This window comes from Micromonospora sp. NPDC049204 (assembly GCF_040647935.1).
Lineage (GTDB): Bacteria > Actinomycetota > Actinomycetes > Mycobacteriales > Micromonosporaceae > Micromonospora.
This window is the reverse complement of sequence record NZ_JBEZDC010000001.1, coordinates 369,790-393,846: the sequence shown is the minus strand read 5'-3', so window position 1 is coordinate 393,846 and position 24,057 is coordinate 369,790. Positions and strand designations below refer to the sequence as shown.

Sequence of the window (24,057 nt, the reverse complement as noted above, 5' to 3'; positions counted from 1 at the left end):
GGCCGTGGGGAAATCCCGGACGATCCCGGACGGCCACCACGGGTGGCTCCGGTTCCCTCGGCGGATCAAGGACAGATCAGGTGACGCTGCCGGACCGCAGGGGTCTAGTAGGAGCACAAGCCCGAGATCAGGACCGTCCAGGAGCCGCCGTGACCGAGTCGCTGTCGAGTGGAGGCGGTGTGGCTCCGCCGGATCCCGGACCTGCCGACTCACTGGACGAGGTGGCCCAACGACTACGGATGTTGAAGGTCTGGGCTGGTGACCCGTCCTACGACACGATCAAGACTCGGATCAACGCGGCCGGGAAGGCCACCGGCCGGACCGGTGGTGTGCTGGCCCGCAGGACGACCGTCGCCGACTGCTTCAAGGGCGGGCGAAGGCGGCTCAACACCGATCTGGTGATCGCCGTTGTCGAAGCGCTGCATCCGGACGTCGGGTACGTGGCGCAGTGGCGGCAGGCGCTTCGAGTCGTCGGCGGGGAGGCCCGGGCGGCAGCGCAGGTACGGGTGCAGGACAACCTGCCGCAGGACCTCGTCGGCTTCGTCGGTCGTACCGCCGCGCTGAACCGGCTCCGGCGGGAGCTGCGCAGGGGCGACCTGGACGGCGGGCCGGTCGTGCTGGCGATCCAGGGCATGGCGGGCGTCGGCAAGACCCAACTCGCCATCCACGCCGCGCATGCCCTGCACCGGCGGAAACCGTTCGACCGGATCCTCTTCGTCAACCTGCGCGGATTCCACCCCGACCCCGGTCAACCGCCGGCCGATCCGGCCTCGGTCCTGGAGGGCTTCCTGCGCCTGCTCGGCGTCGCCGGCCAGCAGATCCCGTACGACCTGCCTGCCCGGGTTGCCGCCTACCGCCGCCTCCTGGTCGGCACCCGCACTCTGGTGGTGCTGGACAACGCCGGCGACGCCGAACAGGCCCGCCCGCTGCTGCCCGGCATCCCGGGCTGTCCGGTGCTGATCACCAGCCGACGCGACCTCAGCGAACTACCACACGCCACGCTGCTCACCGTGGGCCTGTTCACTGCGGACGAGTCGGCCGCGCTGCTCGCCGGGGGTGGCCCGCCCCTGCCCGGCGGTCCCGACCCGAACGCGGTGGCCCGGATCGCGCAGCGGTGCGGCCACCTCCCCCTTGCGCTCGGGCTGGTCAACGCGCACCTCAGAAGCACCTCCGGCTGGACCCTCACCGATCACGCCGACCGGCTCGACGAGCGTCACCACCAGCGGCGTCTCGACGTCAGCGTGGAGCTCGCGTTCGACCTCTCCTACCGGGAGTTGCCCACCGAGCGGCGACGGCTGCTGCGTCTCGTGGCGGCACACCCCGGGGATGATTTCGACGCCCGGGCCGTCGCCGCCCTCACCGGCGTCCGCCCGTCCGACGCGGAGGTCCACCTGCGCCACCTCCACCGGGACCACCTGCTGCAACAGGTCGCCCCCGGCCGGTACGCCCTGCACGACCTCGTTCGCGCGTACGCCGCCAGCCGGTGCGGTGACGAGGACCCACCACCCGAACGGCGGGCCGCCCTGACCCGCCTGTTCGACTACTACGTGGCCACCGCCGCCGCGGCCATGGACGTCCTGTACCCGGCCGGGGCGCACCGCGAGGCGTCATCCGGTGGCGCGCCGTTCGCGGCGCCGCTCGACTCGGACACCGCCCGCGGCTGGCTGGACACCGAACGCCCGGCTCTGGTCGCCGTCGCCGCGCACACCGCCGCCCACGGCTGGCCAGCCCACACCACCCGACTGTCGGCCAGTCTGTTCCAGTACCTGCACGGTGGGTATCCCACTGACGCCCTGGCCATCCACGAGCACGCGCGTACCGCCGCCCGCCGTGCCGGTGACTCAGCCGGACAGGCCCACGCCTCGACCAGCCTCGGCGCCACCTACGCGCAACTCGGCCGGTACGGGCCGGCCACCGAGCACCTCCAGCAGGGCCGGAGCCTGTTTCGACGGGTCGGCGACCAGGTCGGTGAAGCCCGCGCGCTTGTCAACGTCGGTGTGATCGAGTCGCAGCTCGGCCGCAACCGGTCCGCCGCTGCCAGCTACCGTCAGGCCCTGGCCCTGTTCCGGCAGGCCGGCCACCACGCCGGGGAGGCACACGCGCTGAACAACCTCGGTGAGGTCGAAGCGCAACTGGGTCGGTACGGGCTGGCCGCCGAGCACGTGCAACGGTCCCTGATCCTGTTCCAGCGACTCGGCGGCCGTACCGGCGAAGCCTGGACACTGAACACCCTCGGCGACATCGAGATCCGGCTGGGTCGGCACCGGGCCGCCGGGATCCATCTGGAGCGGGCCCTGGCCATGTACCGCCAGCTCGGCAATCACACGGGTGCGGCGTGGACGCTGAACAGCCTCGGCACGCTGCACACCCGTCTCGGCCAGACCAGCTGCCATCACCAGCAGTCGCTGGACATCTTCCGCGAGACCGGCGAACGGTACGGGGAGGCCAGCGCGCTCAACGGGATCGCCGAGGCGGCTCGCGTCACGGGCAACGCCGCCGACGCCCTCGCCCACCACAGCGCGGCACACGTGATCGTCGTCGAGATCGGCGCGTATCACGAGCATGCCCGTACCCACGCCGGCCTCGGTCACGTCCACCGCGCTCTCGGGGCTCCCACCTCCGCCCGTGACCACTTCCAGCGGGCGCTCACCCTCTACACCGACCTCGACATGCCCGAGGCCGAAGAGATTCGTGCCCACCTCACCTCCCCCGACAGCGAGGGCGTCGGGCACGGGAGCCCGGACCTGACGGGACAGCTCCTGGTGAGCACCGTGAGCTGCCGTTGATCACCGCGGCGTGGCCGGCGAGGTGAACGACCGGCCACCGCCGCGGCGGGCGTCAATCGGGTACGCCGTCGGGCCGCGGACCGAGCTGGCTGATCTCGTACCCGTCGGGGTAGCTCTTGGTGGTGATCCCGTCGGCGAACAACGCCGTCGTCCGGGGCGCTCCGAACCACCGCTGCGCCCTCGCGCGCGTCTTCAACGCGACGTGCAGGCCAGCCCGGACCGCCCACGGTGGCGCGTCAACCCGCATCGCGCGGCGGAGCGGCGCATCGTACATCGCACTGACCAGCGCGTTTCCCAGCGGTGCGAGCGGCCGGGGGATCCGGGTGAGCATCAGCATCCGGGTGGCCCGCTCGATGACCGCCGCGTCGTCGTTGGGCTGGAGGTGAGTCGCGTCGTGGGCGTCGAACCAGGTCTCGAACTCGTCGTACGACCCGGGGATGTCCGTGATCCCCATCCGCCGACCCAGCTCCCGGTAGAACAGGTACGTGGCCTGCCGCTCGTGGCAGCAGGGCGGGCGCCAGCCGTACGCCTGCAACCACCGGGTCGGAACCACCACGAGGCAACCCAGGACGTAGCGAAAGTCGTCGTTGCTGATGTCGTACGGGCGGTGGATCTGGTTGACGCGCCGCAACGCGTCCCGACCCCGAGGCTGCTCGAACCCGTTGAGCACCATCTCGTACATCAGCAGGCCGGTGTCGTCGATCCGCTTCTGGGTGCGTTCAGTCAGCTCACCGGTGGTCGTGTGCACGGCGGCCATGGCGGGGATGGAGAAGGACCTGTTGAAGGCCAGGTTGAGCCCGAGCTTCAGGTCCCACGGAAACTCGAGACGCAGCATGGTCTGGTAGATGTCCAGGTAGTCGCGCTCCGGGTCCAGAGCACGGGTATGGGTCAGGTTCGCGTAGCGGCCTCTCATCGGTGGGCGTCTCCAGTGGTGAGCTTGTCGGTCGCGGCGAGCGTCTGCGCCACCACCGGCGAGTGGGCGTAGGCGTCGGTGACGAGCGTCAGCCAGGCCACCTCGCCGGCGTAACCATCGTCGGGGCGGTGCAACTCGTCCGCGGGGTGCGGAGTGGCGGCCACGAGACCTGAGCCGTGCCGACGCAGCGCGCAGGCCAGGTGTGTCGCCTCGACGGCCGCCTGCCGCTCCCGCGTGGTCAGTCCGGCCTGCTCGGCGAACTGCTCCGCCAGCGCCGTCACACCGACGTCGCTGTACGGGCGCAGCGCCAGGCGGCCGTCGCGGATCTCGGCCACCCGGCGGGTCAGCGCGTAGTCGATGTCGCGCACCGCCGTGAGGGGCCGGCGTAGGGCGCTGTCGAGTTCCAGTTCGGGCAGGGCCGCGATGAGGTCCCGCCAGAGCGGTTCCAGCCGCCGGTAGGAGCGGAAGTCCTCCCACCGTCGCGTGATCCGCAGGGTGGGTCCCCATGCCGGCATGGTGAGGCCGATCGTGATGAGCAGCGCGCCGATGGTCACCAGGACTGCGGCGATCTGCCGCTCGCCGGTGGGTTGGTAGCCGGCCCAGTAGGCGATGAGGTACACGATCTTGTTGGTGCTGTAGAGCAGCGCGAAGGCCGCCCCCACCGCGGTGATGCGCAGGCCGCGCCGCAGCCAGGGTCGACCGCAGATCTTCGCGAAGCCCCAGCACAGCCGGGTGATGTCGTAGCAGTAGGCGAAGAAGCCGAGCATCAGGAAGATCAGCAGGTAGGCGGTCACGACGGGGTCGGTCGCGTACTCGACGGTCAGGAGCACCGGGTCGTCGTAGCCGAGGGTGTAGGCGAAGAGGCCGGCCATGACGAGGAACGCGAGCCCGGTGACCCACACCCACACGCGGGCCCGGGCGGCGGCCTTCGTCGGGGGGAGCGCGAGGTGCAGGAGCATGATCTCGGCATTGGCGGAAATGGTCAGCGCGCAACCGTGAGAGATGACCTTGGCCAGGTTGGGCAGGCCGGACGCCTGATCAATCGCGGTCGCGATCGGTGGGATGGCGGCGGTGATCCCGGCGGCGAACGCCCCGAGGCCCACACAGATCGCACGGCGGGCACGGCTCGGGTGCCGGCGCTGGAGTCGCACCATGTAGCCGACGGCGATCCAGCCGGCCACGGCGCACACGGTGTACAGGGCGGTGTCCATCGTCGTGCCCTACCAGTGCGGGTGCTCGAGTGAGTGCCGCAACCGGCCGTACAGCTCGGCGTCCTGGCTGTCCAGCGGCTCGTCGTCCACGTCGCCGCGCCCGCCACGGAGCCGCCGCAGGAGCACCGAGCCGATCATCTCCGCCTCGCGTTCCTCGGCCGCGGCGTAGTTGCTGCGGCCGAGGCTGCGCTGGACCAGCTGCGGGTCGAGATCCGGCAGCAACAGTCGGGACGCGTTCGCGTCCAGTACCTCGGTCGCCTGGTGACCGGCGAGCAGGTGACCCAGCTCGTGGCCGATGATCAGCTGTTGGTGCAGCGGCGAGGTGTCCTGCTCGAAGAAGATGGCGTCGAAGTCGCCGGTCGGGACGCACATTCCGCACACCGTCTGCGCCGGCAGCTTGATCGGCACCAGGTGGATGGGCCGGCCGCGGCGTTCGCCGAGCGCGTCGCACAGTGTCTGGATGTCGAATGGCTCCGGCACCTCGAGCTCGGCGACGATCCGCTCGCAGCGCTTGCGCAATCGGTACAACTTCACGTCAGCGTTCCCCTGCTCGTCGACGTACTCCCACCGAAGGATGTGCACCACTATCTGCGCTCGCCGGGCGCGGATCCGTTTGCGGCAGCATTCTCGGCCACGGCCCGCAGGCGCACCACCATCTGCTCGATGAGCTGGGTGTCGGTCGCGGAGAGCCCGTTGTCGGCGAGCACCTGGCGCAGCGCCACCTGCTTGACGTCCATCCGACGCAGCTCGTTGAGGAGCGTGATCTGGTCCTGTATCCGCCGGGCCGCCGCGTCGTCGACGAAGTAGCCCGAGTTCACGCCGAAGGCGGCGGCCAGGGCGCGCACGTGCGAGGTGCGGGGATCACGTGCCACACCGCGCCGCAACTCTCCGATGTAGGCGGCGCTGATCGTGACGCCCGTCTCGGCCGCGGCGTCGTTGATCCTGTCGGCGATCTCTTTGTTGGTGTATTTGCGACCGGGCTCGTCGGAGTCACTGAGCTCATCCCGGGTGGGGCGGATCTCGTCGAACAGGTATTCGAGCCTCGCGGCCAGCGTGTCGAGGGGCGGCAACTCCCGCTCTGCGTGTCGATCGTCGGCCATGATTCTTCACCCTCCAGGCACCGAAACGACAGTGTCGCAGATGCATGCCGTTACAAAACAGATGTTGACACGTGCACGGAACGTGAGCGTATGCTCGCTCCTGTTTGGAGCAACGCGTGTTGAGCGCTCAGCCAAAATGCTCAACACCCGTTGCGTGGCGGGCGAACCCGAGGTCCGCCAGCCGAACGGGGAGGAGCCGTGGGAGGGGTCAGCTCCGCGAGGAGCAGGACGGGGGGACTCCTCCTGCAGCACTGCTGACGCGGCTCGCCGGTGGCGGAGGGGCGGACGCCACCGGCACCCGCACCCCCGGACGCCGGCCAGCTCATCCTGCTGCCGTGGCGTCAGATCCAACTCCAGGGACGGATCGCGGTCCGAGCCCGTCGGCGCCACCGGGTCCGGCGCGGGTGGAGGAACATCCCGATGTCCTCCAGGGCATCCTCGGCGGTGCCACTGATGTGGGGCAGTGCGAGCGCTCGGCGCAGGGCGGCGACCACCCGGCGTTCGTCCAGTCGACGATAGACCCTCGCGAGATGCCCGAGACACGTAGCGGCGAGGGCGCTGGCCTCGTGATCCTCGTGTTCGAGCAGCCGAAGATGCAGCTCCTGCGCCTCCCGCCAGTCTCCGTCGCCGTACAGCGCGGTGCCGACCATGGCGTCCAGCGCGGCGGGCAGATCACCACGGTCGAACGCGGCGTACACCTCGGCCGGTGTCGACGGCGGCGGATTGAGGAAGACGCGTTGCTCATCGGCCACCGCGACATCCTCCTACGTCCGCGCCGGGCGAGGCGGCCCGAGTCGATGGCCGGCCCAGCCGGGGCGTCGGGTTGTCGGAGGGTGCCATCAGGATGTGGGTCATGAGTTCACAGCTGGGCACGGTCGTGGTCACGGGTGCGGCAGGTCGGATCGGCTCCGCGGTCCGCCAACAGCTACGTGGCGATGTTCGCGAACTCGTGCTGGTCGACCGGGTTGCGGTGCATCCACTAGCACCGACAGAGCGGGCGCTTCAACTGGATCTGGCGGACCTGGACGCTGTCGTCGCGGCCCTGGCGGGGGCGGACGCCGTGGTGCATCTGGCCGGGCTCCCGGATGAGGCGCCCCTGGCCGACCTGCTGGACAGCAACGTGTTGGGCGCCTACCACGTTCTGGAGGCGGCCCGCCGGCAAGAGGTCGGGCGAGTGGTGCTGGCCAGCAGCAACCGTGTCACCGGGTTCTACCGGGTCGGGCAGGTCGTCGCACCGGACGCGCCGGTTCGGCCGGACGGGTTCTACGGGGTGAGCAAGGTCGCCGTGGAAGCGCTCGGACGCCTGTACGCCGACAAGTTCGGGGTTTCGGTGGTTTGCCTGCGCATCGGCAGTTTCGAGGACGAGCCGGCCGAGACCCGGTATCTGGCCACCTGGTTGAGCCCACGCGACGGCTGTGGCTTCATTCGCGCGGCCATCACCGCGCCCGACGTCCACTTCGCGACCGCCTACGCCGTTTCCGCCAACACCCGCGGGTTCTGGGACACCACCGCCGGAGCGCGGCTTGGCTATCTGCCGGTGGACAACGCGGAGAGTTTCGCCGATCAGGTGCCCGGTTCGGATGCGCCGATCGACGTGGCCGCCTTTCAGGGCGGTGCCTACACCAGCGCCGAATACTCCCTCCGCCACGTCGCGTCGTCCCCTGCCACGGGTGCGTACGATCAGCCGTCGTGAAGCTGGGCCGGTTCGGCCGACAGGTCACCAACCGTCCGTGCTCTCCGGCCGCGCCTGTTTCGCCCTGGCCTCGGTGAACGGGTCGAGATCCTGCAACGCGTCCTCCAGGTGCGCGACCGCGGCGATCGCGACGGTGTCGACACCGGCCCCGGTCAGGGCGACGATGCGTCGGGCGAGCCGGATCGCGTCATCCGGGCTGGCGGCCTGAAACAGCAGCGGCACCAGGACGCGGACGGCCGCGCACCGGCCGTCGACGTCCTCCAGCAGGCGGGGATGGCGCTCGACGAGTCGGGTGAGGCGGTGGTCGAGCACCGCGTCCAGCATGGGCCGGGCCCGCCGCCGCAGGGCGGCCCGCAGCTGAGCCCTGCCGTTCGGCCGGCGGAGCAGGTCGGCCGGGTCGGCGCCGGCGGCGAACTCGGCCACCAGCAGCGGGCCGGGCAGGGGTCGCTGCCGCAGCAGGCGCCAGGCCCGGTCCACGGCGCGGGAGCCCGCTTGGTCCGCGTCGAAAGCCGCCACGATGCCCTGCGCGGCGCCGGGCAGATTCCGCAGTGTCGCGGCCTGGTCGTCGGTCAGTGTGGTGCCGCAGGGCGCGAGGGCGACCGCCCCCGAGGCCCCCGACCGGGAGTAGGACAGCCACACCGCGAGGACGTCGGCCGGCCCTTCGACCAGGACCGGTGTCCATCGCGCGCTGAGACGCTCCTGCTGCTCGGCGATGCCGAACAGCAGGTGGCCCTTGTCGTAGATCGCGGTCCGAGGGCTGTTGATGTACTTGGGTACGCGCACCACCGAAGCAGGGCGGCATCGGCCGAGGAACGCCACGGCCTGCCCGGCGGGATTCCGCACGGGGAACATGATCCGGTCGCGGAAGACGTCGATCAGCCGGTTCGGGTCGGACCGGGTGCGCTGTGCCAGGCCAGCACTGACCAACTCCTTCGCCGTGAAGCCGGCGGCGAGCAGGTGGTCGGTCAGCGAACTCCACTCGGGTGGGGCGTATCCGACCCGCCACGGCCACTCCCGTCGTAGGAGGACACCGAGGCCGCGTTGGGCGAGATAGGCGCGCGGGCCGTCGGTCTGTCTCAGTTGGGCGCGGTAGTACGTCACCGCGGCCTCGACGGCCGCCAGCAGCCGCGCGAACTCGGGACCGCTGCCGGGTACCGGGGGATGATGGGATTGAGGAGCACCCATGGCCCACCTCCGGCATCCACGCTAGCGTCAACCGGTCCTCGCTCGCCACGACCGCTGTGCGAGGCCTCCCGCGCGACGAGGTCACGGCGAGCGCGGTCTACTGCCGCTGGGGCACCCCGCCGGCCCAGAGCGCGGTGACGAAGTCGTCGGCGCTGATGCTCGTCGGTCGGTCGCTGACCTGGCCGTCGCCAAGTTCGATCACCCGCCAGACGCCGTCGTCGCGACGGGCGAGGTCGATGGTGACGAACGGCAGGTCGAGGGCGGCGACCAGGGGAGTGAGCGTGGTGAGGTCCAGGCCGGTGGGTGGGAGGTCGTCGGGGGTGTCGGGGTGAGCGCCGACGAGTACGCAGGCGCCGCCGATCCACCAGGTGCGTGCCTCGGCGGTGGTGAGGCGCTCGAAGGCGCGCAGGACGAAGCCGCCGGTGAAGTCGTCAGCGCGGAGTTCCCGGAATCGGGTGGCGACCTGCCAGGCGGCCTCGGGGTCGGTGAGGTCGGGGATGAACGCTGCCTCGTGCCAGTGGTGTTTCATCGACTTCGTGTAGTCGCGCAGCACGGCGGCGCCGCCACCGAGCCTGGTCCGGGCCTGGTCGAAGGCGGTCCGCTCCGCGCCTGTCGTCCAGGTGGAGGTGGGGGTGACCGCGGCGAGGCCGTCGTACCAGCCGGGAAGTTCGTGGGCGCGGCGGTACTGCTCCGCGCTGGTGCGCAGGGTCACGTCCCGGGCGGTGAGGGCGTCGGCGAAGCCCGCGTACCTGTCGCTGTGGAGCATCCACCCGCGGTAGACGGCGACGCCGCCGGCGGGCACGGCCGTGACCGCGGCCTGCGCATCGTCGCGGGCCACCGCGTCGTGGTCGACCACCGCGACGTCGATCCCGGCGGCGCGAGCCGCGTGCGCCTCGGACGCGAAGTGGTCGTCGGGCCGGCGCGGCCGGAGGGGGTGCGCGGGGACCAGCAACATCATCTGATACATCCTGCCGCAGCCACCGCAACGGACACCACCTGGTAGTCGATCGGCATCACTGCGTGGCACCCCCAACCGACCCACAAACCACACGCGCTCCGGGGCACAATTGCCGGATGATGCCCCCGAACTGCCTGGTCTGTGGATCGACCGACAGCGCGACCGAATTCACTGTGGTGTACTTCGCCGTGGACGCTGAGGAGAAGGCAGCATTCGCGAGGCGCGCGGCCGCAAGCTGGGTCGGCCACCCGGAAAACGCCTACTGGTTCTGCGCCGAGCACCTCCATCTCGGCACGGACCGCGAGGCGATGCACTGGCGCGAAGCCGTTGCCGAAATCATGGCCATCTCCACCAGACGAACACGTCTCCCACCCCAACGGTAGATGTCAGGAGTCCATCGGCCGAGTGCTGCGCAGGTCAGGAATGGCGGCTGGCCCGCACGACGACGTCGTGGATCGAGACTGCGTGGCCGCCGTGCCCCGGCATGGCCCGGTGTGACTCCCGAGCCGTCACGACCTCCCAGACGAGCGGGTCGAGGCGCGCGGTGATGTCGGCGGCGGTCACCGAGGCCGAGGCGGGCGGCTCGGATTCATCGTGCCCATGCCCAGCGCCGGAGGCGTGATCCTGGTGGTGGAGGTGGCCGACGATGAGCAGGGTGCCGGCGGGGGCGACCCAGGACGCGATGCGGTCGTAGAAGTCCAACTGCGGTATCGCGGGATGCGCGTAGTGGGTGGTCACCAGGTCGTACCGTGTGTCCGGCTGCCACCTGGACAGGTCCGCCTCGACCCAGCGCACCCGGGCGGCGACGCCGCTGGCGGCGGCGCGCTCGGCCGCGCGGGAGAGTGCTGCGGTGGCGATGTCCGCCGCGGTGACCTGCCAGCCTTCGGTGGCGAGCCAGATGGCCTCGGCCCCGCCGCCGCAGCCCACGTCGAGGGCCGTTCCGGGCGGAAGGTCGCTGACCTCCCGCACCAGGTGCGGATTGGGTGGGCTGGTGGCCATGGCGGTGGCACGATCGCCGTCCCAGATCTGGTCCCAGTACTCCTTGTCGAACGAGTGCGTCATCGCGCGTCTCCCTTGGTGGTGTGGCCGGCGTGGCCGCAGCCGCTCAACAGTGACCAGGAGCGGACGGATCCGCAAAACTTTTTGCCAAATGGCAAACTGGGGCCATGGACGAGTCAACGGACCGCACCCTCGACGCCGTCGGGCCGCGACTCAAGCAGCTGCGGCAGCGCCGCGACATCACGCTGACCGACCTCGCCGCGGAGACCGGCATCTCGACAAGCACCCTCTCCCGGCTCGAGGCCGGCCTCCGGCGTCCCACCCTCGAACAGTTGCTGCCCCTGGCCCGCGCGTACGGCGTCACCCTGGACGAACTCGTCGACGCGCCGCCGACCGGCGACCCACGCATCAACATGCGTCCGCTGCCCACGAGCGACGGCTCCACGATCCTGCCGCTGACCCGCCGGCCCGGAGGCATCCAGGCCTACAAGTTCGTCCTCCCCGCCGGGCGCGACGACGCTGAACCCGACCTGCGCACCCACGAGGGCTACGACTGGGCGTTCGTCCTCAACGGCCGACTTCGACTCGTGCTCGGCGAGCACGACCTCATCCTCCAACCGGGCGAGGTCGCCGAGTTCGACACCCGCACCCCGCACTGGTTCGGCGCCACCAGCTCAGGACCCGTGGAGTTCCTCAGCCTCGTCGGCAAACAGGGTGAGCGCGCACACGTCCGCGCCGCCCCCCAGCGGCACGAATCCAGTTAGCGACGCGTCCGCCGGCGTCCGCCGGCAACCAGCGCGGCGGGGCTGGTGGGCTCCGGGCGAGGGCGAACACCGCGATGCCGGGGTCCGGTTCACGCCACGTCACGCGGCGGACGACCGGGGTGTCACGCGTCGCGGCGACGGAACGTCAGCGCGGCCAGCGTGAGAGCGGAGACCGTCCATACGATCGTGGCGGCGGCGCCGTGCGGCGGGTCGAGGGCGGCCGTGTCCGGCAGGTAGGCGGCGCTGGCGGGGGATCCGGCCCGCAGCAGCGGGCCGGCGACGAAGTACAGACCGAGCAGCGCTATCGCGGCGGGCACGGCACGGCGGACGACGGTGGCGACTGCCGCCGCCAGCAGTGTGGTGAGCGTCAGGTACGCGGCCGCGGCGGGTATCCGGGCCGCCTCCCCGGCCGGCAGGGAACTGGTGGCCGCCGTCGCGGTGGCCACCGGGAGCGTCAGAGCAGCCAGCGCGAGGGCTTTCGCCGCCTGTAGTGGCAGACGGCGGGGCATCGCGAGCAGCGTGGTCCGGATCTGGTCGCCCTCCTGGTACTCGGACGTGGCGGCCAGCAGGCCGAGCACCAGGAAACCGGCCTGGGTGTAGCCGAGTGGGGCCAGGGCGGCGTCGCCGAGCTTCCCGCCGGAGGACTCGGCGGACGCGTACGCGTACGTCAGCAGGACGGTGGCGGCCCAGGTCAGCAGCGCGGTCCGCCGCAACGACGGCAGGGTCAGCAGTTTCCGCAGTTCGGCGCGGACGGTGTTCACGCGTCGCGCCGCTGGAACAGGACGGCGCCGACCGCGAGCAACGCGGCGATCCAGGCCGTCATCACCAGACCGGCGGTCACCGGAGGAACCTCGACGGGGAAGTCCGACCCGCGGATGAACATCTGCGCTCCGACGATGTCCGGCAGGTAGGAGGCGAGGTCGGTGACCTTTGTCAGCAGGTACGACACGGACACGACGGAGCTGTTGATGATCAGCAGGGTCAGCGGCACGATGCCGTTGCGGGTGATCAGCGTGATCGCGTACGCGAGGAGCGCGGTGAGCGTCCAGTAGAGGATCGCGGCGGCGACTCGAGCCGGAGCGGGTATCGGCACATGTTCGCCGTGCAGCGCCTGGGTGAGGGTGAGGGTGGCGGCGGTCGTGACAGCTGCCTGTGTCGCGACGACGAGCACCAGCGCGACAGTCTTCGCCGCGAGCAGCCGCAGCCGGTGGGGGACCGCGGCGAGCGTGGCGGTGAGCTGGCGGGCACCGGGGGCGTCCCGACTGGTGGACGTGTATTCGCTGCTCACCACGATGACGCCGAGGACCATCGGACCGATGAGGCCGATACCCAGGTCGCGCAGGCCCAGGTCGGATGTGTCGGTGAGCGTGCCGGCGGCGATCGCGCGGCGGGTGTACGGCGCGTTCAGCAGGACGACCACCGGTGCGACAAGTGTGCCCAGCACCAGACCGACCCAGGCGGTGGGCAGGCCGAGCAGCTTGCGGAGTTCGGCGCGGACCAGGTTCACCACGGGCCACCCGCCTCGGTGGCGGTCAGCGCGAAGAAGGCGTCTTCCAGGGTGCGGTGACCGCCGGTGACGTCGGCGAGTCTGCCGTGCGTCACGATCCGACCCTTGTCGATCACGACGACGTCGTCGGCGGTCTCCGCCAACTCGCTTATCAGGTGGCTGGACAGCAGGACGGTGCGGCCCTGTGCGGCGCTGTCGCGCAGGAATCCGCGCATCCAGCGGATCCCGGCCGGGTCGAGCCCGTTGACCGGCTCGTCCAGGACCAGCACCTCCGGGTCACCGAGCAGCGCGGTGGCGAGCCCGAGCCGGCGGCTCATGCCGAGGGAGAAGCGGCCGGCCCGCTTGCGCGCGTCGCCGGTCAGGCCCACGGTCTCAAGCACCTCGTCGGCGCGGGAGTCCGGGAGGCCGTTGCTGGCGGCCACCCAGCGCAGGTGGGCACGGGCCGTGCGAGCCCGGTGCGCGCCACTGCCGTCGAGGAGGGCACCGACAGTCGTCAGCGGGCGGTCCAGTGTCCGGTACGGGCGTCCGCGGATCAGCGCGGTCCCGCTCTGCGGCCTGTCCAGGCCGAGCAGGATCCGCAGCGTCGACGTCTTGCCGGCTCCGTTCGGCCCGAGGAAGCCGGTGACCCGGCCGGGTCGGGCCTCGAAGGTGACGTCGTGCAGGATCCGCGTCCCGTTCTTGGTCTTACTGAGGCGATCAATCGTGATCATGGGTCGAGTCAACAGGTGCTCAGGCCCGCACACATCGGACCGTCCTCGGATCCCGCCGGCCCGGTCGGTCCACGGACCGTCAGACCCTGGTCTGAGAACTACAGTCGGGGAGGTGAACGTCCACCCGCGCCCCTCCGGGCGGACCAGGACCGTACCGGTGGTCGCCGCGGTGGTCAGCGTGCTGGTGATGGCCATGTGCACGGTTGGCACGCAGGGTCCGCTCGCTGTCGTACTGCCGTCGTTGATCGTCGGCGGCGCTGTCGCGGCCGCGATTTGGGCGGTGCGGCGGTCCCGCGCCGACCGCACCGCCTACGAGTCGCGGTTGACCGCCTGGGCCGCCTCCGAGGCGGTGCTCGCCGAGCGGTTGCGGATCGCCCGCGACCTGCACGACATCGTCTCGCACGGACTGGGTCTCATCACGGTCCGCGCGGCGGCCACCCGGCACCTACCCAAGCCGACCGAGGTGCAGGTGGCACTCACCGACATCGAGGACGCGAGCCGGCACGCCACCGCCGAGCTACGCCGCATGCTCACCGTCCTGCGGGAGCCGTCCGCCGCCAGCCTCCGTGCGCCGGTGGACAACCTCGACGACCTGCCCGGCATCGTGCACGGGGCGTCGCTGGCCGGGGTCCGGGCGCGGCTGACGGTCGAGCCGCTCGGCCCGGTGTCGCAGGGCGTCCAGGTTGCTGTCTGCAAGACCGTGCGGGAGGCGCTCAGCAACGCCGCGCGGCACGCGGGGCCGACGGACGCGCGGGTACGGGTGTACCGGGACGGGACCCACGTGGTGGTCACGGTGGCGGACACCGGCCCGTCACTCGACGGTTGGCGGGCCTCGCCGGGCGCCGGACACGGGCTGGCCGGGTTACGGGAGCGGGTCGCTAGTCTCGGCGGCACCCTGTCGGCGGAGCGCGTCGACGGGGGTTTCCGCCTGACCGCGCGGATCCGGGACGAAGCGGCGTGAGCGACATCCGGGTGCTGCTGGTGGACGACCAGGCGCTGCTGCGCCACAGCCTCGCCATGATCATCAACAACGAGCCCGACCTGGCCGTCGTGGGCGAGGCAGGTGACGGCGCGCGGGCCGTGGCGTGCGCCCGTACCACCCGCCCCGACGTCGTCCTGATGGACGTTCGGATGCCGCACCTGGACGGCCTCACGGCCACCCGGCGCATCTGTGCCGACCCCGCTCTGTCCACCGCCCGCGTCCTGGTCCTGAGCATGTTCGAGCTCGACGAGTACGTCTACGAGGCGTTGCACGCGGGAGCGTCCGGTTTCCTGCTCAAGGACGCCCGCCCCGACGAGCTGATCGAGGCGATCCGTCGTACGCACCGCGGCGAGTCGCTGTTCGCGCCGTCGATCCTCACCCGGCTCGTCGCGCACTACGTCACGGCGCCCCGACCTGATCGACCGACGCCGGCGCTGCGGCGGTTGACCGGCCGTGAGGTGGAGGTGCTGACGCTGATCGGTGGCGGCCTGTCGAACGACGAGATCGCCACCGCGCTGGTCATCTCGGTGAAGACGGTGAAGACGCACATCACGCACCTGATGGCGAAGCTGGCCGTACGGGATCGGGCGCAGCTCGTGATCGCGGCGTTCGACGCGGGCCTGGTGCGGCCACGCCGCTGAATCGAGCTACGTCGGCGGCGCGAGGATCACCTGTCCGAGTTCCTGGGTGCACCGGGTGAGCGCGACGTAGAGGCCGTTCCAGCCGCGCGGTTCGGCGGCGATGCCCTGGGGATCGACGAGGAGCGTCGCGTCCCACTCCAGACCCTTGGCCTGGGTCGCGGTGAGCACCGGCACGTCGTTCAGCACGGCCAGGAGTTCGTTGACGCGGTCGGCGGGGGCGATGACGCCGACCGTGCCGCCACGCCACCGTTGCCGAAGCTCCCGCACCGCCTCGACGGCCGTGTCGGCAAGCTCGGCGGGGGTGGTGGTGAGCTCCCAGGGGGCGATGCCGGAGGAGCGTACCGCCCGCGGCGGCGCGTTGTGGCTGCCAGCTTTCGTCAGGACCGGCCCGGTGAGATCCATGACCTCCCGCGGGGTCCGGTAGCAGATGGTCAGTGTCGCGGCGGTCCACCGGTCTCCGAAAACAGCCTGTACCGCTTCCGCCCAGCTGCGGTGCCGGTGCGCCGCCTCCGCCTGGTCGATGTCACCGACCGCCGTGATGGAGCGACTGGGACAGCGTCGCACGACCATCTGCCACTGCATCTCGGACAGCTCCTGCGCCTCGTCGATGACGACGTGGCCGTACACCCAGCCGCGCTGTCGGCGGGCGCGCTCGGCGACGAACTCGCCCTGTGGTTGCGGGGCTGCGACCTCGCCCAGCAGGTCGGCGAGGGCGTCGAGCAGGGCGATGTCGCTCGGTGCCCACGGGGTCGGCTCGGCCGAGACGGCGGTGATCTCCGCCGGGGACAGCTGCGGGGCGAGCCGGGCCAGCAGGGTGCGGTCGGTCAGAAGGGTGCCCAGCAGGGTTTCGGGGTCGAGGGTGGGCCACCAGGCCTCGACGAACCGGGCGATGCTGGCGCTTCCGGCGATCCGTGAACGAAGATCCTCGACCTCCTCCTCGGAGAACACGCCGTCGACGTCACTGCCGGTGGAAGCCCGGCCGGAGTGGTGCTCGCGCGCCATGCCCCGATCGACGCGGGCGAGGATGTCCTCGAAGCCCTCCTCCATCTCGTCCATCAGCGTCTCGCGCTGCTCGACGACGGCGTCGGCGAGGAGGTGGTGCAGCTGCTCGGCGAAGACCGCGCGGGCGCGATGGTACGGCCGGCCCTGCACCGCCGAGGCGAGCGCCTGCGCCACCGTCTCGGCGGGAATGGCGTAGAACTCGCCCTGCCAGCGCAGCTTCAGCTCACGGGGCCGGGGGAGCAGCGACGTGACGTAGCTTTCCAACGTGGACTGCCAGAGGGCGCGGCCCTTGATCTCGGCGAGCTGCCGGCTCTCGTCACGGCCCACCCGGATCCCCGGCAACAGGGTGTCGCAGGTCGCCGAGACGACCGCGGTCTCACCGAGCGCGGGCAGCACCTGGGCGATGTACTCGAGGAACCGTGGCGAGGGGCCGAGGACCAGGACCGCCTGGTCGGCAATTGTCCGGCGGGCGAACAACAGGTAGGCGACCCGGTGCAGGGCGACCACGGTCTTGCCGGTGCCGGGCCCGCCCTGAACGATCAGCGGACCGGTCGCCTCGGCCCGGATGATGTCGTCCTGTTCGCGTTGCAACGTGGCGATCGCCGTCGACATGCGGCCGGTGCGTCGCTGGTCAAGGGCGGCCAGGAGAGCGCCCTCACCGACGAGTTCCGCCGACAGGGTCCCGTCCAGTGGCTCGTCGTCGACCCCGACGACCGTCGATCCGCTCGTGCGGATGTGCCGGCGCCGGGCCTGGCCCTGCGGGTCGACGGCCGTCGCGGTGTAGAAGGGTCGCGCCGCGGCAGCACGCCAGTCCACCAGCAGGGGCTCATCGTCCTCGCCGTCGTCGCGAAGACCGATGCGGCCGACGTGTCGCACGGTGCCGTCAAGGCCGTCGAGGCGGCCGAAGACCAGCCCTTCCCGTGCTTGCCGCAGCTCTTCGTACCGCTGACCGAGCATGCGCTGCCGGGCCTGTTCCACCGCGTCCAAAGCTTCGGCCGAAAGCTCCACCCGGAGGTGGTCGGCCAAGCCGTCGCGCCGGGCCGTGGCCAGGTCGAGAAATGCCTGTTCCTCAGCGACCGCTGATCGCCGGGCGACGTCGTCCGTGGCAGTTGGTGATTCGCCCTCGGGTGTGCCTTCGCCTTCGCCAGCAGTGCCGTGGTGCAGAGCAGAATCCTGGCGCATTCGCAATCCCTGTGCTTGTGGCCCTGGGCCGCGGATGAGCCCGCAGCCTATTCCCGGGCGAGCATAGAACTCATTCTCCTCCTCGGCCAGGAATCCTGTCACCAGAGACGGAAATCTCAATGCCTTGCGAATACGGCCCCGGTGGCATCCTCCAATCCGTATTCGCTTATTGACAGTTCGGTCCTTATCTGATCTGAACGCGGACATTCCTATGGCCCCGTTGGTCACGCGGTAACCGGGGCACCCGCCGGTTGATCGATGTGACTACCATCCCCTCGTGATCGAGGAGCTGATCGAGAAAGCGGCCGTCGAGGATGACGACGCCATCGAGGAGTTGTCCGCGATCGCGGACGCGGACCCGGGAAGGCTGACTCCGCACCTCGGAGACCTGCTCGATCGTGACGTGCTGTGGCCGGCGACGTTGTACCGGGCGGCGGAGGTCGACGTGGTCCGCCGGGTCATCGAGCGGATCGACGGCGGCACGACGCCGGACGACCTCAACGAGCTTCTCGTCATCCTGGCGCACACCGCTCACCCGCTGGCCGTGAGCGCCCTGCGTCGCTGGACGACACAACCACCGGCCGGCGCCGAGGAACTGCACGTCAGTGCACTGAGGTACGCCGAGGAGGGCGGCTGGACGGTCGGGCCGGACGGCAGCCGCCGGGACCTGTGCGGCGGCATCGCGTACCAGTGGGTCATGCGCGAGACACCGCGGCGCGTGGACGGCCCCACCTGTCCGTGGTGCGCGTCGCCGTTGTGGACGGCCGCGGAGCTCGACACCGCGGAACCTGCCGTCGGCGCCGCGCTGGCCCACACGGGTTGGTCCGGCCGGCTGGTCATCGAGACCTGCTATTGGTGCGTCGGCTACGCGACGCTGTACAGCCAGGTCACTCCGGCCGGCACCACCAAGTGGTGGCCCGGCAACACCCGCCCGAGCTACCTCGGTTCCACCGAACCGGAGGACCTGCCGACGCTGGTGCCGGTCCTGGGGCCGGCGCGGGGGAGTCCCTACCAGGCCAGCGCGTGGGGTCGGGGCGGTTCGACGTTGGGCGGTGCCCCCGACTGGATCCAGGACGCCGAGCACGCCGACTGCCCCGGTTGCCGCCAACCGATGGACTACGTGGGTCTGCTTGGCGGCGCGGACCTGGACGAGTACGGCGAGGGCGCCTACTACCTGCACCTGCACCAACCGTGCGGGTTCGCCGCCGTGAACTACCAGCAGAGCTGAACGCCGTTGGCGGCGGCGGACGGTGGGATGCATCGCGTCAGATGGTCGGAACGACCGTCTGCGGACTCCTTGTCGGGTCGGTGGCCGTCGGACGGGAGGGGACCATGCTGGACAGGCCGACGGCCAGTCGGGTCAGGGCGAGTGCGATCGCCAGGGCGACCACGGCGATGGTGGCGTGGCCGATATCGGGTGCCCACAGCTGGAGTTTGGCAAGGTCAGCGCCCTGCCAGAAGGACGGTAGCGTCCAGGCGACGCCGGCTGCCACAGCGGCGGAACCGCCGGTCCAGGCGGTGGTGGCGATGAGGGAACGGGCGCGTGAGCGGGCCGGCGGGATGGTGCCGTGCCGGAGTCGGCGGATGAGGCGGGTCCAGGACCAGGCCAGGACGGTGATCAGCAGCACGGCGACGCCGAGCAGGCCGGTCAGCGCCCAGCGGTGAACCGGGTCGGGGGCGGCGGCCGTGGGCGTGGCGCCGTGCAGGATCCGGGCGAGATTGAACGCTCCGGCGCTGAGCGGAGCATCCATCGGCAGACCGTAGATGTTGGTCATGATGATGACGGCCAGGTTCGACTCGGGTGCGAGCACGAGGTGGGCGAAGTAGTCCGGGGTCGCGCCGGCGTGCCAGACGATGCGGGTGCCGACGCCGTCGAGGGTGCTGTTCCTCCAGCCGAACCCGTAACTGCCGTGACCTGTGGACACGGTGCCGGTGTGCATCTGTGTCGTGCGGTCGGCGCCGAGAATTCGAGTGTTGCCGTAGCGGCCACCGTTGAGCTGCGCGATCGCGTAGTGGGTCAGGTCGTCGAGGCTGGCGGCGAGGAAGCCGTACGGCACTCCGGCGGTGTCGAACGGCGCGGCGAAGCGCCGTGGTTGGCCCAGGTAGAAGCGGTGCCCGGGCGGAATTCCGACCGCGCGGGCCTCGTCGACGGTGGCCGCGGAGTGCGTCATCTGGAGCGGGTCGAGCACGTGGCGGCGCAGGTAGGCGCCGAAGGTGTCGCCGGTGACGTCCTCGACGAGCGCGCCGAGAATCATGTAGTTGGCGTCGCTGTACTCGTGGCGCTGCCCGACGGCGGCGGTGGGTCGCAGGGTGGCCAGGTCCCGCACGGACCGGGTCAGGCCGCCAGGTCGGTTGTCGTAGCGGTCGGTCAGGCCGGTGCTCCAGACTTCCGGTAGGCCGCTGGTGTGGGTCAGCAGCTGGCGGACGGTGACCGTCCGCGCGGTGTGCGCGTCACCCAGTGCCAGCCAGGGCAGGTACGTGGCCGCCGGGGTGTCGAGGTCGACGCGGCCGGCCTCGACCAGTTGCGCCACAGCGAGTGCGGTGAACGACTTGCTCGTCGAACCGAGCAGGAATGGTGTCTGTGCGGTCATCGGGCGGCCGTCGCCGTCGACGCCCCAGGCGCCGCTGCGGAGGACCGTGTCGCCGCGCACCACCGCGTACGCCAGCCCGGGTGCCCTGGTCTGCTCCTGGTAGGCGCGCAGGTAGTCCTCGGCGGCGGCCAACTCGTCGCCGGGTGCGACGCGGTTGAGCAACGGGTCGGCGGCGACCGGCGCGGCCGTCGTGGCCAGCACGGTCAGGCAGCCGGCCACCGCGACCAGACGCCCGGCCTGCCGTCGTAATCGGATCCATCCGCTCATGTCGCACGCCCTTCCGCGTCAGCCGATCTGGCTCAGGAGCTTCTCCAGCGCGGACAACCGATGCCTGACCTCGCCGAGTTCTGCCCGCACGCGCGTGAGTTCGTCCGCCACGGCCTGGCCTCCGTCGGCGCTCCGTTCGGCCAGCAGCCGGTAACCCTCCTCCCGCGTCGCGGCGTAACGGGCGCGATAGAGGCCGAGCCCGACGAGACCGGCGACGACGATCACCGTCGCCACGATCACCGCCGAGGCGATGGTGGAGGTCTGCGCCATGTCCGACGCCATCAGCTGGGTCATTGCTCACTTCTCCTGTTCTCTGGCCGGCTCCGCGCCGGTCAGGGTCTGCGCGGCCAGCGCGACCGCCGCCAGGTCCAGGGACACCGTGAACGGCGTGGCCTGGAAATACTTCACCGAGCTGCCGTCCGGTGCGGTGACCAGTTCGCCGGTCACCAGATCGGCTGCCTCCAATTTCTGCAGGTGCATGTAGAGCAGCGGTCGGTTCATCTGCAGCCGCCGTGCGAGCTCGCTGACGTAGGTGCGCCCCTGGCTGAGCGCGGCAAGGATCCGCAGTCGGTGCGGGCTGGCCAGCGCGGCCAGCAGCGACACCAGCTCGTCACCGGTCCGCAGGGTGCCGCTCATCCGGGGATCCTTCCTCGGCACTGGTGTCAGATTTCTCTGACACGGGGGTGTAAAGGAATTCTGACACCGCGCTTCGGTGGGTGTCAACGCCGTCCCGGGCACCGCGGGCACTCGCCGGCCCGGATCCGGCCTCGTCGGAGCGGGACGGAGCTCTGTGGGCCGGGGCCGCCAGATAGGTTGCCCACATGTCACCGATCCCGCCGCCGCTGCTGCCCGAGACCCGACGTGCGCTGGTTCACCGGCTGGCCACCGGTCAGGCGGCGGGTCGGGCGCCTTCAGTCGTCGCTGCCGTGGTGCGTGCTGGCCGTCCGGTGTGGGTGGACGGGTGGGGAACGGTGGACGGCCAGGTGCCGGATGGCGACCTCCAATACCGGATCGGCTCGATCACCAAGACCTTCCTGGCGGTGCTGGTGCTGCGCCTGCGCGACGAGGGGCGACTCGCGCTCACCGACCCGCTGGCCGAGCATCTGCCCGGCACGGCGGCGGGCCAGGCCACGATCGGTGCGCTGCTGGCGCACACCGCCGGGCTGATCGCCGAGGCGCCCGGCCCGTGGTGGGAACGAACCCCGGGCACGCTGCGACCCAACCTGGCCGACGTGCTGGGCAGCGATCCGCAGGTGCATCCGGCTGGACAGCGCCTTCACTACTCCAACCCCGGTTACGCGCTGCTCGGCGCGCTGGTGGAACAGGTACGGGGTCAGGCGTGGGGCGAGGTGCTGCGGCGCGAGGTACTGGAGCCACTCGCGATGACCCGCACCACCCTGCTGCCGGTCGCACCGCACGCCACCGGCTGGGCAGTGCATCCCTGGGCCGATGTGCTCCTTGCGGAGCCCGCGGTGGACACCGGTCTGATGGCGCCTGCCGGGCAACTGTGGTCGACCGTGACGGATCTGGCCAGGTTCTCCGCGTTCCTCATCGACGGCGACGACCGGGTGCTACACCCGGACACCGTCGCGCAGATGCGCACTCCGGCGAGCCCACCGGAGGCGGCGGGCTGGGACAGCGGCTACGGGCTCGGCATGCAGCTGCTGCGCCGCGACGGCCGGCTGTTGGCCGGGCACACCGGCTCGATGCCGGGCTTCGTCGCGGCCGTGTGGGTCAGCCCCGAGGACGCTCTGGGCGCGGTTGTCATGGCCAACGTGACCGCCGGCCTGTCCGCCGGCACTCTCGCCGCTGATCTGCTGCACACGGTCGCCGAGCGGGAGCCGCGGATCCCTGCGCCGTGGCGACCGCTGCCCGCAGTTGACCCACAGCTACTGGACCTCGCCGGCCCGTGGTACTGGGGGCCGGCCCCTTATCTGCTGCGCCCGCAGGCTGACGACTTCGTGGAGTTGGTCCCGCTGGCCGGCGGGCGCGGCACCCGGTTGCGCCCCACCGGCGACGGTGGTTGGGAGGGGCTCAACGGCTACTTCGCCGGCGAACGGCTGCGAGTGCACCGCGACGCGGCTGGCGTCGTCACCCACCTCGATCTCGGCACCTTCGTCTTCACCCGGCAGCCCTACGACCCTGCGGCGCCGGTGCCCGGCGGTGTCAACCCGGCCGGTTGGCGGGCCGGCTGACCTCGCGAGCGCACCGACCTCGTGGGCGCCGTGGCTCCGCCGAGGTTGGCGGGAACGGCCGGCTCAGGATGTGCCCCGGGGGCCAAGCCACAGCCGCAGCGGGCGTCCGTCTTCGGTGTGCACCAAACCGGTCTCCTCCGCGTAGGCCAGCGCCTCGCCCAGTTCCACCTCGCTCACCAGCAGCCGTTGCGCCAGCTCTGCCGGCGTGGTCTCCAACGGAGTCCGGGGTGTCCAGCGCAGTACCGCTTCGAGATCCTGGGCGACAGCGTCGTAGCGGCAACGCAAGTCCCGCTGCCGAACCGCCGCAACCTCATCCGGAGGCAACGACAGAACCGTGTCGATCCGGGCGGGTTGGCCAGCCCGGTAGGCGTTTCCCTCGCACACCAGAATGCCGGCAGCGACCAGCAGCGGGAACACGTCCCGCTTGCGACGTACGGGAGGCACGCCCAGTTCGGCCACGATCTCGTCGAGCCGGCGCTGCTCCGCAGCCTCCCGGGCGCGGTACCCGGGCGCGACGTGGCCGGTGGCTGACGGACGCGGCCACAACGGTTCGCCCAGCCAACCGACCGGATACGACGGAGGCGAGTGGAAGCCGTCCTCGACCTGCTGCGGGGTTACCGGTCGCCCGAGCCGCCGCGCCATGTTGGCGGCGATGTCCGCCACCTCCGTCACCCAGCGCGGCAGCGCCGAGTGCCAGCCGTTGTCCGGGCCAGCGATCGCCGACTGGCCGCGGGCCAGCCAGACAGGCGGCTCAACTACCGGATCGGCCCAGAACCGCAGCACCCAGGTGTAGCCGGACGTGCTCTCCGTGCCCGCCTGCCCGCGCGCCACCCGCACCCGATACCACTGCGCAGCACCGAGGTCGAGGTCGGCGGGACCGACGCCGCCGGTCAGTGTGGTGACCGACAACCCACCAGAGCTCGAACGGTACGACGCCTCCAGGACATCGTCGAACTCCTCGTGATCAGTGGGCGGCGGACCGTCGTGCAGCTCGAGACGTACCGCATGATCAGCCAGGCCCGGCGCCTGAGCGGTGACCCAGCCGGCGCCGGTTCCGGCGAACGTCCCGGTCGGCCGACCGCCGCGATCACGGTGCCGGGGCACCTCCGGATCCTCGTGACCCCACTCCACGCTCGGATCCACCAGAACAAGGAGTGAATACTCGGGACGGTAGTCCTCGATCTCGACTGCCTGCACCAGTGTCACGATGCCAAAATAGTCGACGGTCGACCCCTGGCTCCGCAGGTGCGACCGCGAGGTACCGCAACGTCGTGGGTTCGCGAAGCACCCACCGCCAGGCGCAGGTCGCGCAGGTCCACGTCTGGCCACGGGGCAGAGGTGGGCTGGTCAGCCGTACTGGTCGGACTCTCC

The 24,057-nt window shown here is 71.0% G+C and carries 24 protein-coding genes; 8 read left to right on the top strand and 16 right to left on the bottom strand.

The genetic code is table 11. The features are described 5' to 3' along the window. Positions 1 to 149 precede the first annotated feature (149 nt). Positions 150 to 2,786, top strand: a complete 2,637-nt coding sequence (locus AB0A90_RS01870; RefSeq protein WP_357240025.1) for a tetratricopeptide repeat protein — start codon at positions 150 to 152, stop codon at positions 2,784 to 2,786. A gap of 52 nt (positions 2,787 to 2,838) precedes the next feature. On the opposite strand, the gene AB0A90_RS01865 is transcribed toward AB0A90_RS01870, so the two are convergent. The 5 genes from AB0A90_RS01865 to AB0A90_RS01845 form a co-directional block, all read right to left on the bottom strand. Then, positions 2,839 to 3,699 (bottom strand): oxygenase MpaB family protein, encoded by an 861-nt coding sequence (locus AB0A90_RS01865; protein ID WP_357240022.1) that lies wholly within the window; start codon positions 3,697 to 3,699, stop codon positions 2,839 to 2,841. Next, a complete protein-coding gene (locus AB0A90_RS01860) occupies positions 3,696 to 4,910 on the bottom strand; it encodes an MAB_1171c family putative transporter (protein WP_357240019.1) in 1,215 nt (404 codons plus the stop codon). Before AB0A90_RS01860 ends, AB0A90_RS01865 begins: the two co-directional genes overlap by 4 nt. 9 nt (positions 4,911 to 4,919) lie before the next feature. Beyond that, positions 4,920 to 5,444 (bottom strand): hypothetical protein, encoded by a 525-nt coding sequence (locus tag AB0A90_RS01855; protein WP_357240016.1) that lies wholly within the window; start codon positions 5,442 to 5,444, stop codon positions 4,920 to 4,922. 50 nt (positions 5,445 to 5,494) lie between these two features. Next, positions 5,495 to 6,010: a hypothetical protein gene (locus AB0A90_RS01850; protein ID WP_357240013.1), complete on the bottom strand. Its 516-nt coding sequence runs from the start codon at positions 6,008 to 6,010 to the stop codon at positions 5,495 to 5,497. Positions 6,011 to 6,351: 341 nt separating this feature from the next. After that, complete coding sequence (locus AB0A90_RS01845) at positions 6,352 to 6,762, bottom strand: hypothetical protein (protein ID WP_357240010.1); 411 nt, start codon at positions 6,760 to 6,762, stop codon at positions 6,352 to 6,354. Between the two features lie 125 nt (positions 6,763 to 6,887). Here AB0A90_RS01845 and AB0A90_RS01840 point away from each other — a divergent pair, with 125 nt between their 5' ends. Next, entirely contained in the window at positions 6,888 to 7,703 is an 816-nt protein-coding gene (locus AB0A90_RS01840) for an NAD(P)-dependent oxidoreductase (protein WP_357240007.1), read from the top strand. Between the two features lie 24 nt (positions 7,704 to 7,727). Here AB0A90_RS01840 and AB0A90_RS01835 read toward each other — a convergent pair whose 3' ends face one another. Together AB0A90_RS01835 and AB0A90_RS01830 are read right to left on the bottom strand one after the other, a co-directional pair. After that, a complete protein-coding gene (locus tag AB0A90_RS01835) occupies positions 7,728 to 8,888 on the bottom strand; it encodes a toprim domain-containing protein (protein ID WP_357240004.1) in 1,161 nt (386 codons plus the stop codon). A gap of 97 nt (positions 8,889 to 8,985) precedes the next feature. Next, positions 8,986 to 9,846 (bottom strand): ATP-grasp domain-containing protein, encoded by an 861-nt coding sequence (locus tag AB0A90_RS01830; protein ID WP_357240001.1) that lies wholly within the window; start codon positions 9,844 to 9,846, stop codon positions 8,986 to 8,988. Positions 9,847 to 9,962: 116 nt separating this feature from the next. On the opposite strand from AB0A90_RS01830, the gene AB0A90_RS01825 reads away from it, so the two are divergent. After that, positions 9,963 to 10,229 carry a hypothetical protein gene (locus AB0A90_RS01825; protein ID WP_357239998.1) on the top strand — a complete coding sequence of 89 codons (267 nt, stop codon included), beginning with the start codon at positions 9,963 to 9,965 and terminating at the stop codon, positions 10,227 to 10,229. Between the two features lie 34 nt (positions 10,230 to 10,263). Here AB0A90_RS01825 and AB0A90_RS01820 read toward each other — a convergent pair whose 3' ends face one another. Continuing rightward, positions 10,264 to 10,908 carry a class I SAM-dependent methyltransferase gene (locus tag AB0A90_RS01820; RefSeq protein WP_357239996.1) on the bottom strand — a complete coding sequence of 215 codons (645 nt, stop codon included), beginning with the start codon at positions 10,906 to 10,908 and terminating at the stop codon, positions 10,264 to 10,266. A 104-nt stretch (positions 10,909 to 11,012) separates the two neighbouring features. Here AB0A90_RS01820 and AB0A90_RS01815 point away from each other — a divergent pair, with 104 nt between their 5' ends. After that, positions 11,013 to 11,609 carry an XRE family transcriptional regulator gene (locus AB0A90_RS01815; protein ID WP_357239993.1) on the top strand — a complete coding sequence of 199 codons (597 nt, stop codon included), beginning with the start codon at positions 11,013 to 11,015 and terminating at the stop codon, positions 11,607 to 11,609. Between the two features lie 122 nt (positions 11,610 to 11,731). Here the strand turns inward: AB0A90_RS01815 and AB0A90_RS01810 are convergent, their stop codons facing one another. Genes AB0A90_RS01810 through AB0A90_RS01800 form a run of 3 tightly spaced genes read right to left on the bottom strand, consistent with a single transcriptional unit; the run spans position 11,732 to position 13,826 of the window. Next, entirely contained in the window at positions 11,732 to 12,370 is a 639-nt protein-coding gene (locus AB0A90_RS01810; RefSeq protein WP_357239990.1) for a hypothetical protein, read from the bottom strand. Then, positions 12,367 to 13,116: a hypothetical protein gene (locus AB0A90_RS01805; RefSeq protein WP_357239988.1), complete on the bottom strand. Its 750-nt coding sequence runs from the start codon at positions 13,114 to 13,116 to the stop codon at positions 12,367 to 12,369. The genes AB0A90_RS01810 and AB0A90_RS01805 overlap by 4 nt, the downstream gene beginning before the upstream one ends. Further along, positions 13,113 to 13,826 (bottom strand): ATP-binding cassette domain-containing protein, encoded by a 714-nt coding sequence (locus AB0A90_RS01800; protein WP_357239985.1) that lies wholly within the window; start codon positions 13,824 to 13,826, stop codon positions 13,113 to 13,115. The genes AB0A90_RS01805 and AB0A90_RS01800 overlap by 4 nt, the downstream gene beginning before the upstream one ends. 112 nt (positions 13,827 to 13,938) lie before the next feature. Here AB0A90_RS01800 and AB0A90_RS01795 point away from each other — a divergent pair, with 112 nt between their 5' ends. Beyond that, the gene (locus AB0A90_RS01795; protein ID WP_357239982.1) at positions 13,939 to 14,787 is read left to right on the top strand and encodes a histidine kinase; all 849 of its coding nucleotides are present in this window, start codon (positions 13,939 to 13,941) and stop codon (positions 14,785 to 14,787) included. Further along, positions 14,784 to 15,449 (top strand): response regulator transcription factor, encoded by a 666-nt coding sequence (locus AB0A90_RS01790; RefSeq protein WP_357239979.1) that lies wholly within the window; start codon positions 14,784 to 14,786, stop codon positions 15,447 to 15,449. Before AB0A90_RS01795 ends, AB0A90_RS01790 begins: the two co-directional genes overlap by 4 nt. Before the next feature lie 6 nt (positions 15,450 to 15,455). On the opposite strand, the gene AB0A90_RS01785 is transcribed toward AB0A90_RS01790, so the two are convergent. Continuing rightward, a complete protein-coding gene (locus AB0A90_RS01785) occupies positions 15,456 to 17,735 on the bottom strand; it encodes a UvrD-helicase domain-containing protein (protein WP_357239976.1) in 2,280 nt (759 codons plus the stop codon). 175 nt (positions 17,736 to 17,910) lie between these two features. Here AB0A90_RS01785 and AB0A90_RS01780 point away from each other — a divergent pair, with 175 nt between their 5' ends. Further along, positions 17,911 to 18,861, top strand: a complete 951-nt coding sequence (locus AB0A90_RS01780) for a hypothetical protein (protein WP_357239973.1) — start codon at positions 17,911 to 17,913, stop codon at positions 18,859 to 18,861. 37 nt (positions 18,862 to 18,898) lie between these two features. Here the strand turns inward: AB0A90_RS01780 and AB0A90_RS01775 are convergent, their stop codons facing one another. From AB0A90_RS01775 to AB0A90_RS01765, 3 genes are read right to left on the bottom strand one after another with little or no spacing between them, the layout of a single operon-like run. Then, positions 18,899 to 20,491, bottom strand: coding sequence for a serine hydrolase domain-containing protein (locus tag AB0A90_RS01775; RefSeq protein ID WP_357239970.1), 1,593 nt, complete (start codon positions 20,489 to 20,491; stop codon positions 18,899 to 18,901). An 18-nt stretch (positions 20,492 to 20,509) separates the two neighbouring features. Then, a complete protein-coding gene (locus tag AB0A90_RS01770; RefSeq protein WP_357239967.1) occupies positions 20,510 to 20,785 on the bottom strand; it encodes a hypothetical protein in 276 nt (91 codons plus the stop codon). Between the two features lie 3 nt (positions 20,786 to 20,788). Then, a complete protein-coding gene (locus AB0A90_RS01765) occupies positions 20,789 to 21,127 on the bottom strand; it encodes a winged helix-turn-helix domain-containing protein (RefSeq protein WP_357239964.1) in 339 nt (112 codons plus the stop codon). Between the two features lie 185 nt (positions 21,128 to 21,312). On the opposite strand from AB0A90_RS01765, the gene AB0A90_RS01760 reads away from it, so the two are divergent. Continuing rightward, positions 21,313 to 22,686 (top strand): serine hydrolase domain-containing protein, encoded by a 1,374-nt coding sequence (locus AB0A90_RS01760; protein ID WP_357239961.1) that lies wholly within the window; start codon positions 21,313 to 21,315, stop codon positions 22,684 to 22,686. Between the two features lie 63 nt (positions 22,687 to 22,749). On the opposite strand, the gene AB0A90_RS01755 is transcribed toward AB0A90_RS01760, so the two are convergent. Next, positions 22,750 to 23,892: a hypothetical protein gene (locus AB0A90_RS01755; protein WP_357239958.1), complete on the bottom strand. Its 1,143-nt coding sequence runs from the start codon at positions 23,890 to 23,892 to the stop codon at positions 22,750 to 22,752. Positions 23,893 to 24,057: the final 165 nt, after the last annotated feature.

Coding starts and splice junctions, on each gene's coding strand:
- AB0A90_RS01865 (WP_357240022.1), bottom strand. CDS start 3,699: ATGAGAGGCCGCTACGCGAACCTGACCCATACCCGTGCTCTGGACCCG.
- AB0A90_RS01860 (WP_357240019.1), bottom strand. CDS start 4,910: ATGGACACCGCCCTGTACACCGTGTGCGCCGTGGCCGGCTGGATCGCC.
- AB0A90_RS01850 (WP_357240013.1), bottom strand. CDS start 6,010: ATGGCCGACGATCGACACGCAGAGCGGGAGTTGCCGCCCCTCGACACG.
- AB0A90_RS01835 (WP_357240004.1), bottom strand. CDS start 8,888: ATGGGTGCTCCTCAATCCCATCATCCCCCGGTACCCGGCAGCGGTCCC.
- AB0A90_RS01830 (WP_357240001.1), bottom strand. CDS start 9,846: ATGATGTTGCTGGTCCCCGCGCACCCCCTCCGGCCGCGCCGGCCCGAC.
- AB0A90_RS01825 (WP_357239998.1), top strand. CDS start 9,963: ATGATGCCCCCGAACTGCCTGGTCTGTGGATCGACCGACAGCGCGACC.
- AB0A90_RS01820 (WP_357239996.1), bottom strand. CDS start 10,908: ATGACGCACTCGTTCGACAAGGAGTACTGGGACCAGATCTGGGACGGC.
- AB0A90_RS01815 (WP_357239993.1), top strand. CDS start 11,013: ATGGACGAGTCAACGGACCGCACCCTCGACGCCGTCGGGCCGCGACTC.
- AB0A90_RS01800 (WP_357239985.1), bottom strand. CDS start 13,826: ATGATCACGATTGATCGCCTCAGTAAGACCAAGAACGGGACGCGGATC.
- AB0A90_RS01775 (WP_357239970.1), bottom strand. CDS start 20,491: ATGAGCGGATGGATCCGATTACGACGGCAGGCCGGGCGTCTGGTCGCG.
- AB0A90_RS01770 (WP_357239967.1), bottom strand. CDS start 20,785: ATGACCCAGCTGATGGCGTCGGACATGGCGCAGACCTCCACCATCGCC.
- AB0A90_RS01765 (WP_357239964.1), bottom strand. CDS start 21,127: ATGAGCGGCACCCTGCGGACCGGTGACGAGCTGGTGTCGCTGCTGGCC.
- AB0A90_RS01760 (WP_357239961.1), top strand. CDS start 21,313: ATGTCACCGATCCCGCCGCCGCTGCTGCCCGAGACCCGACGTGCGCTG.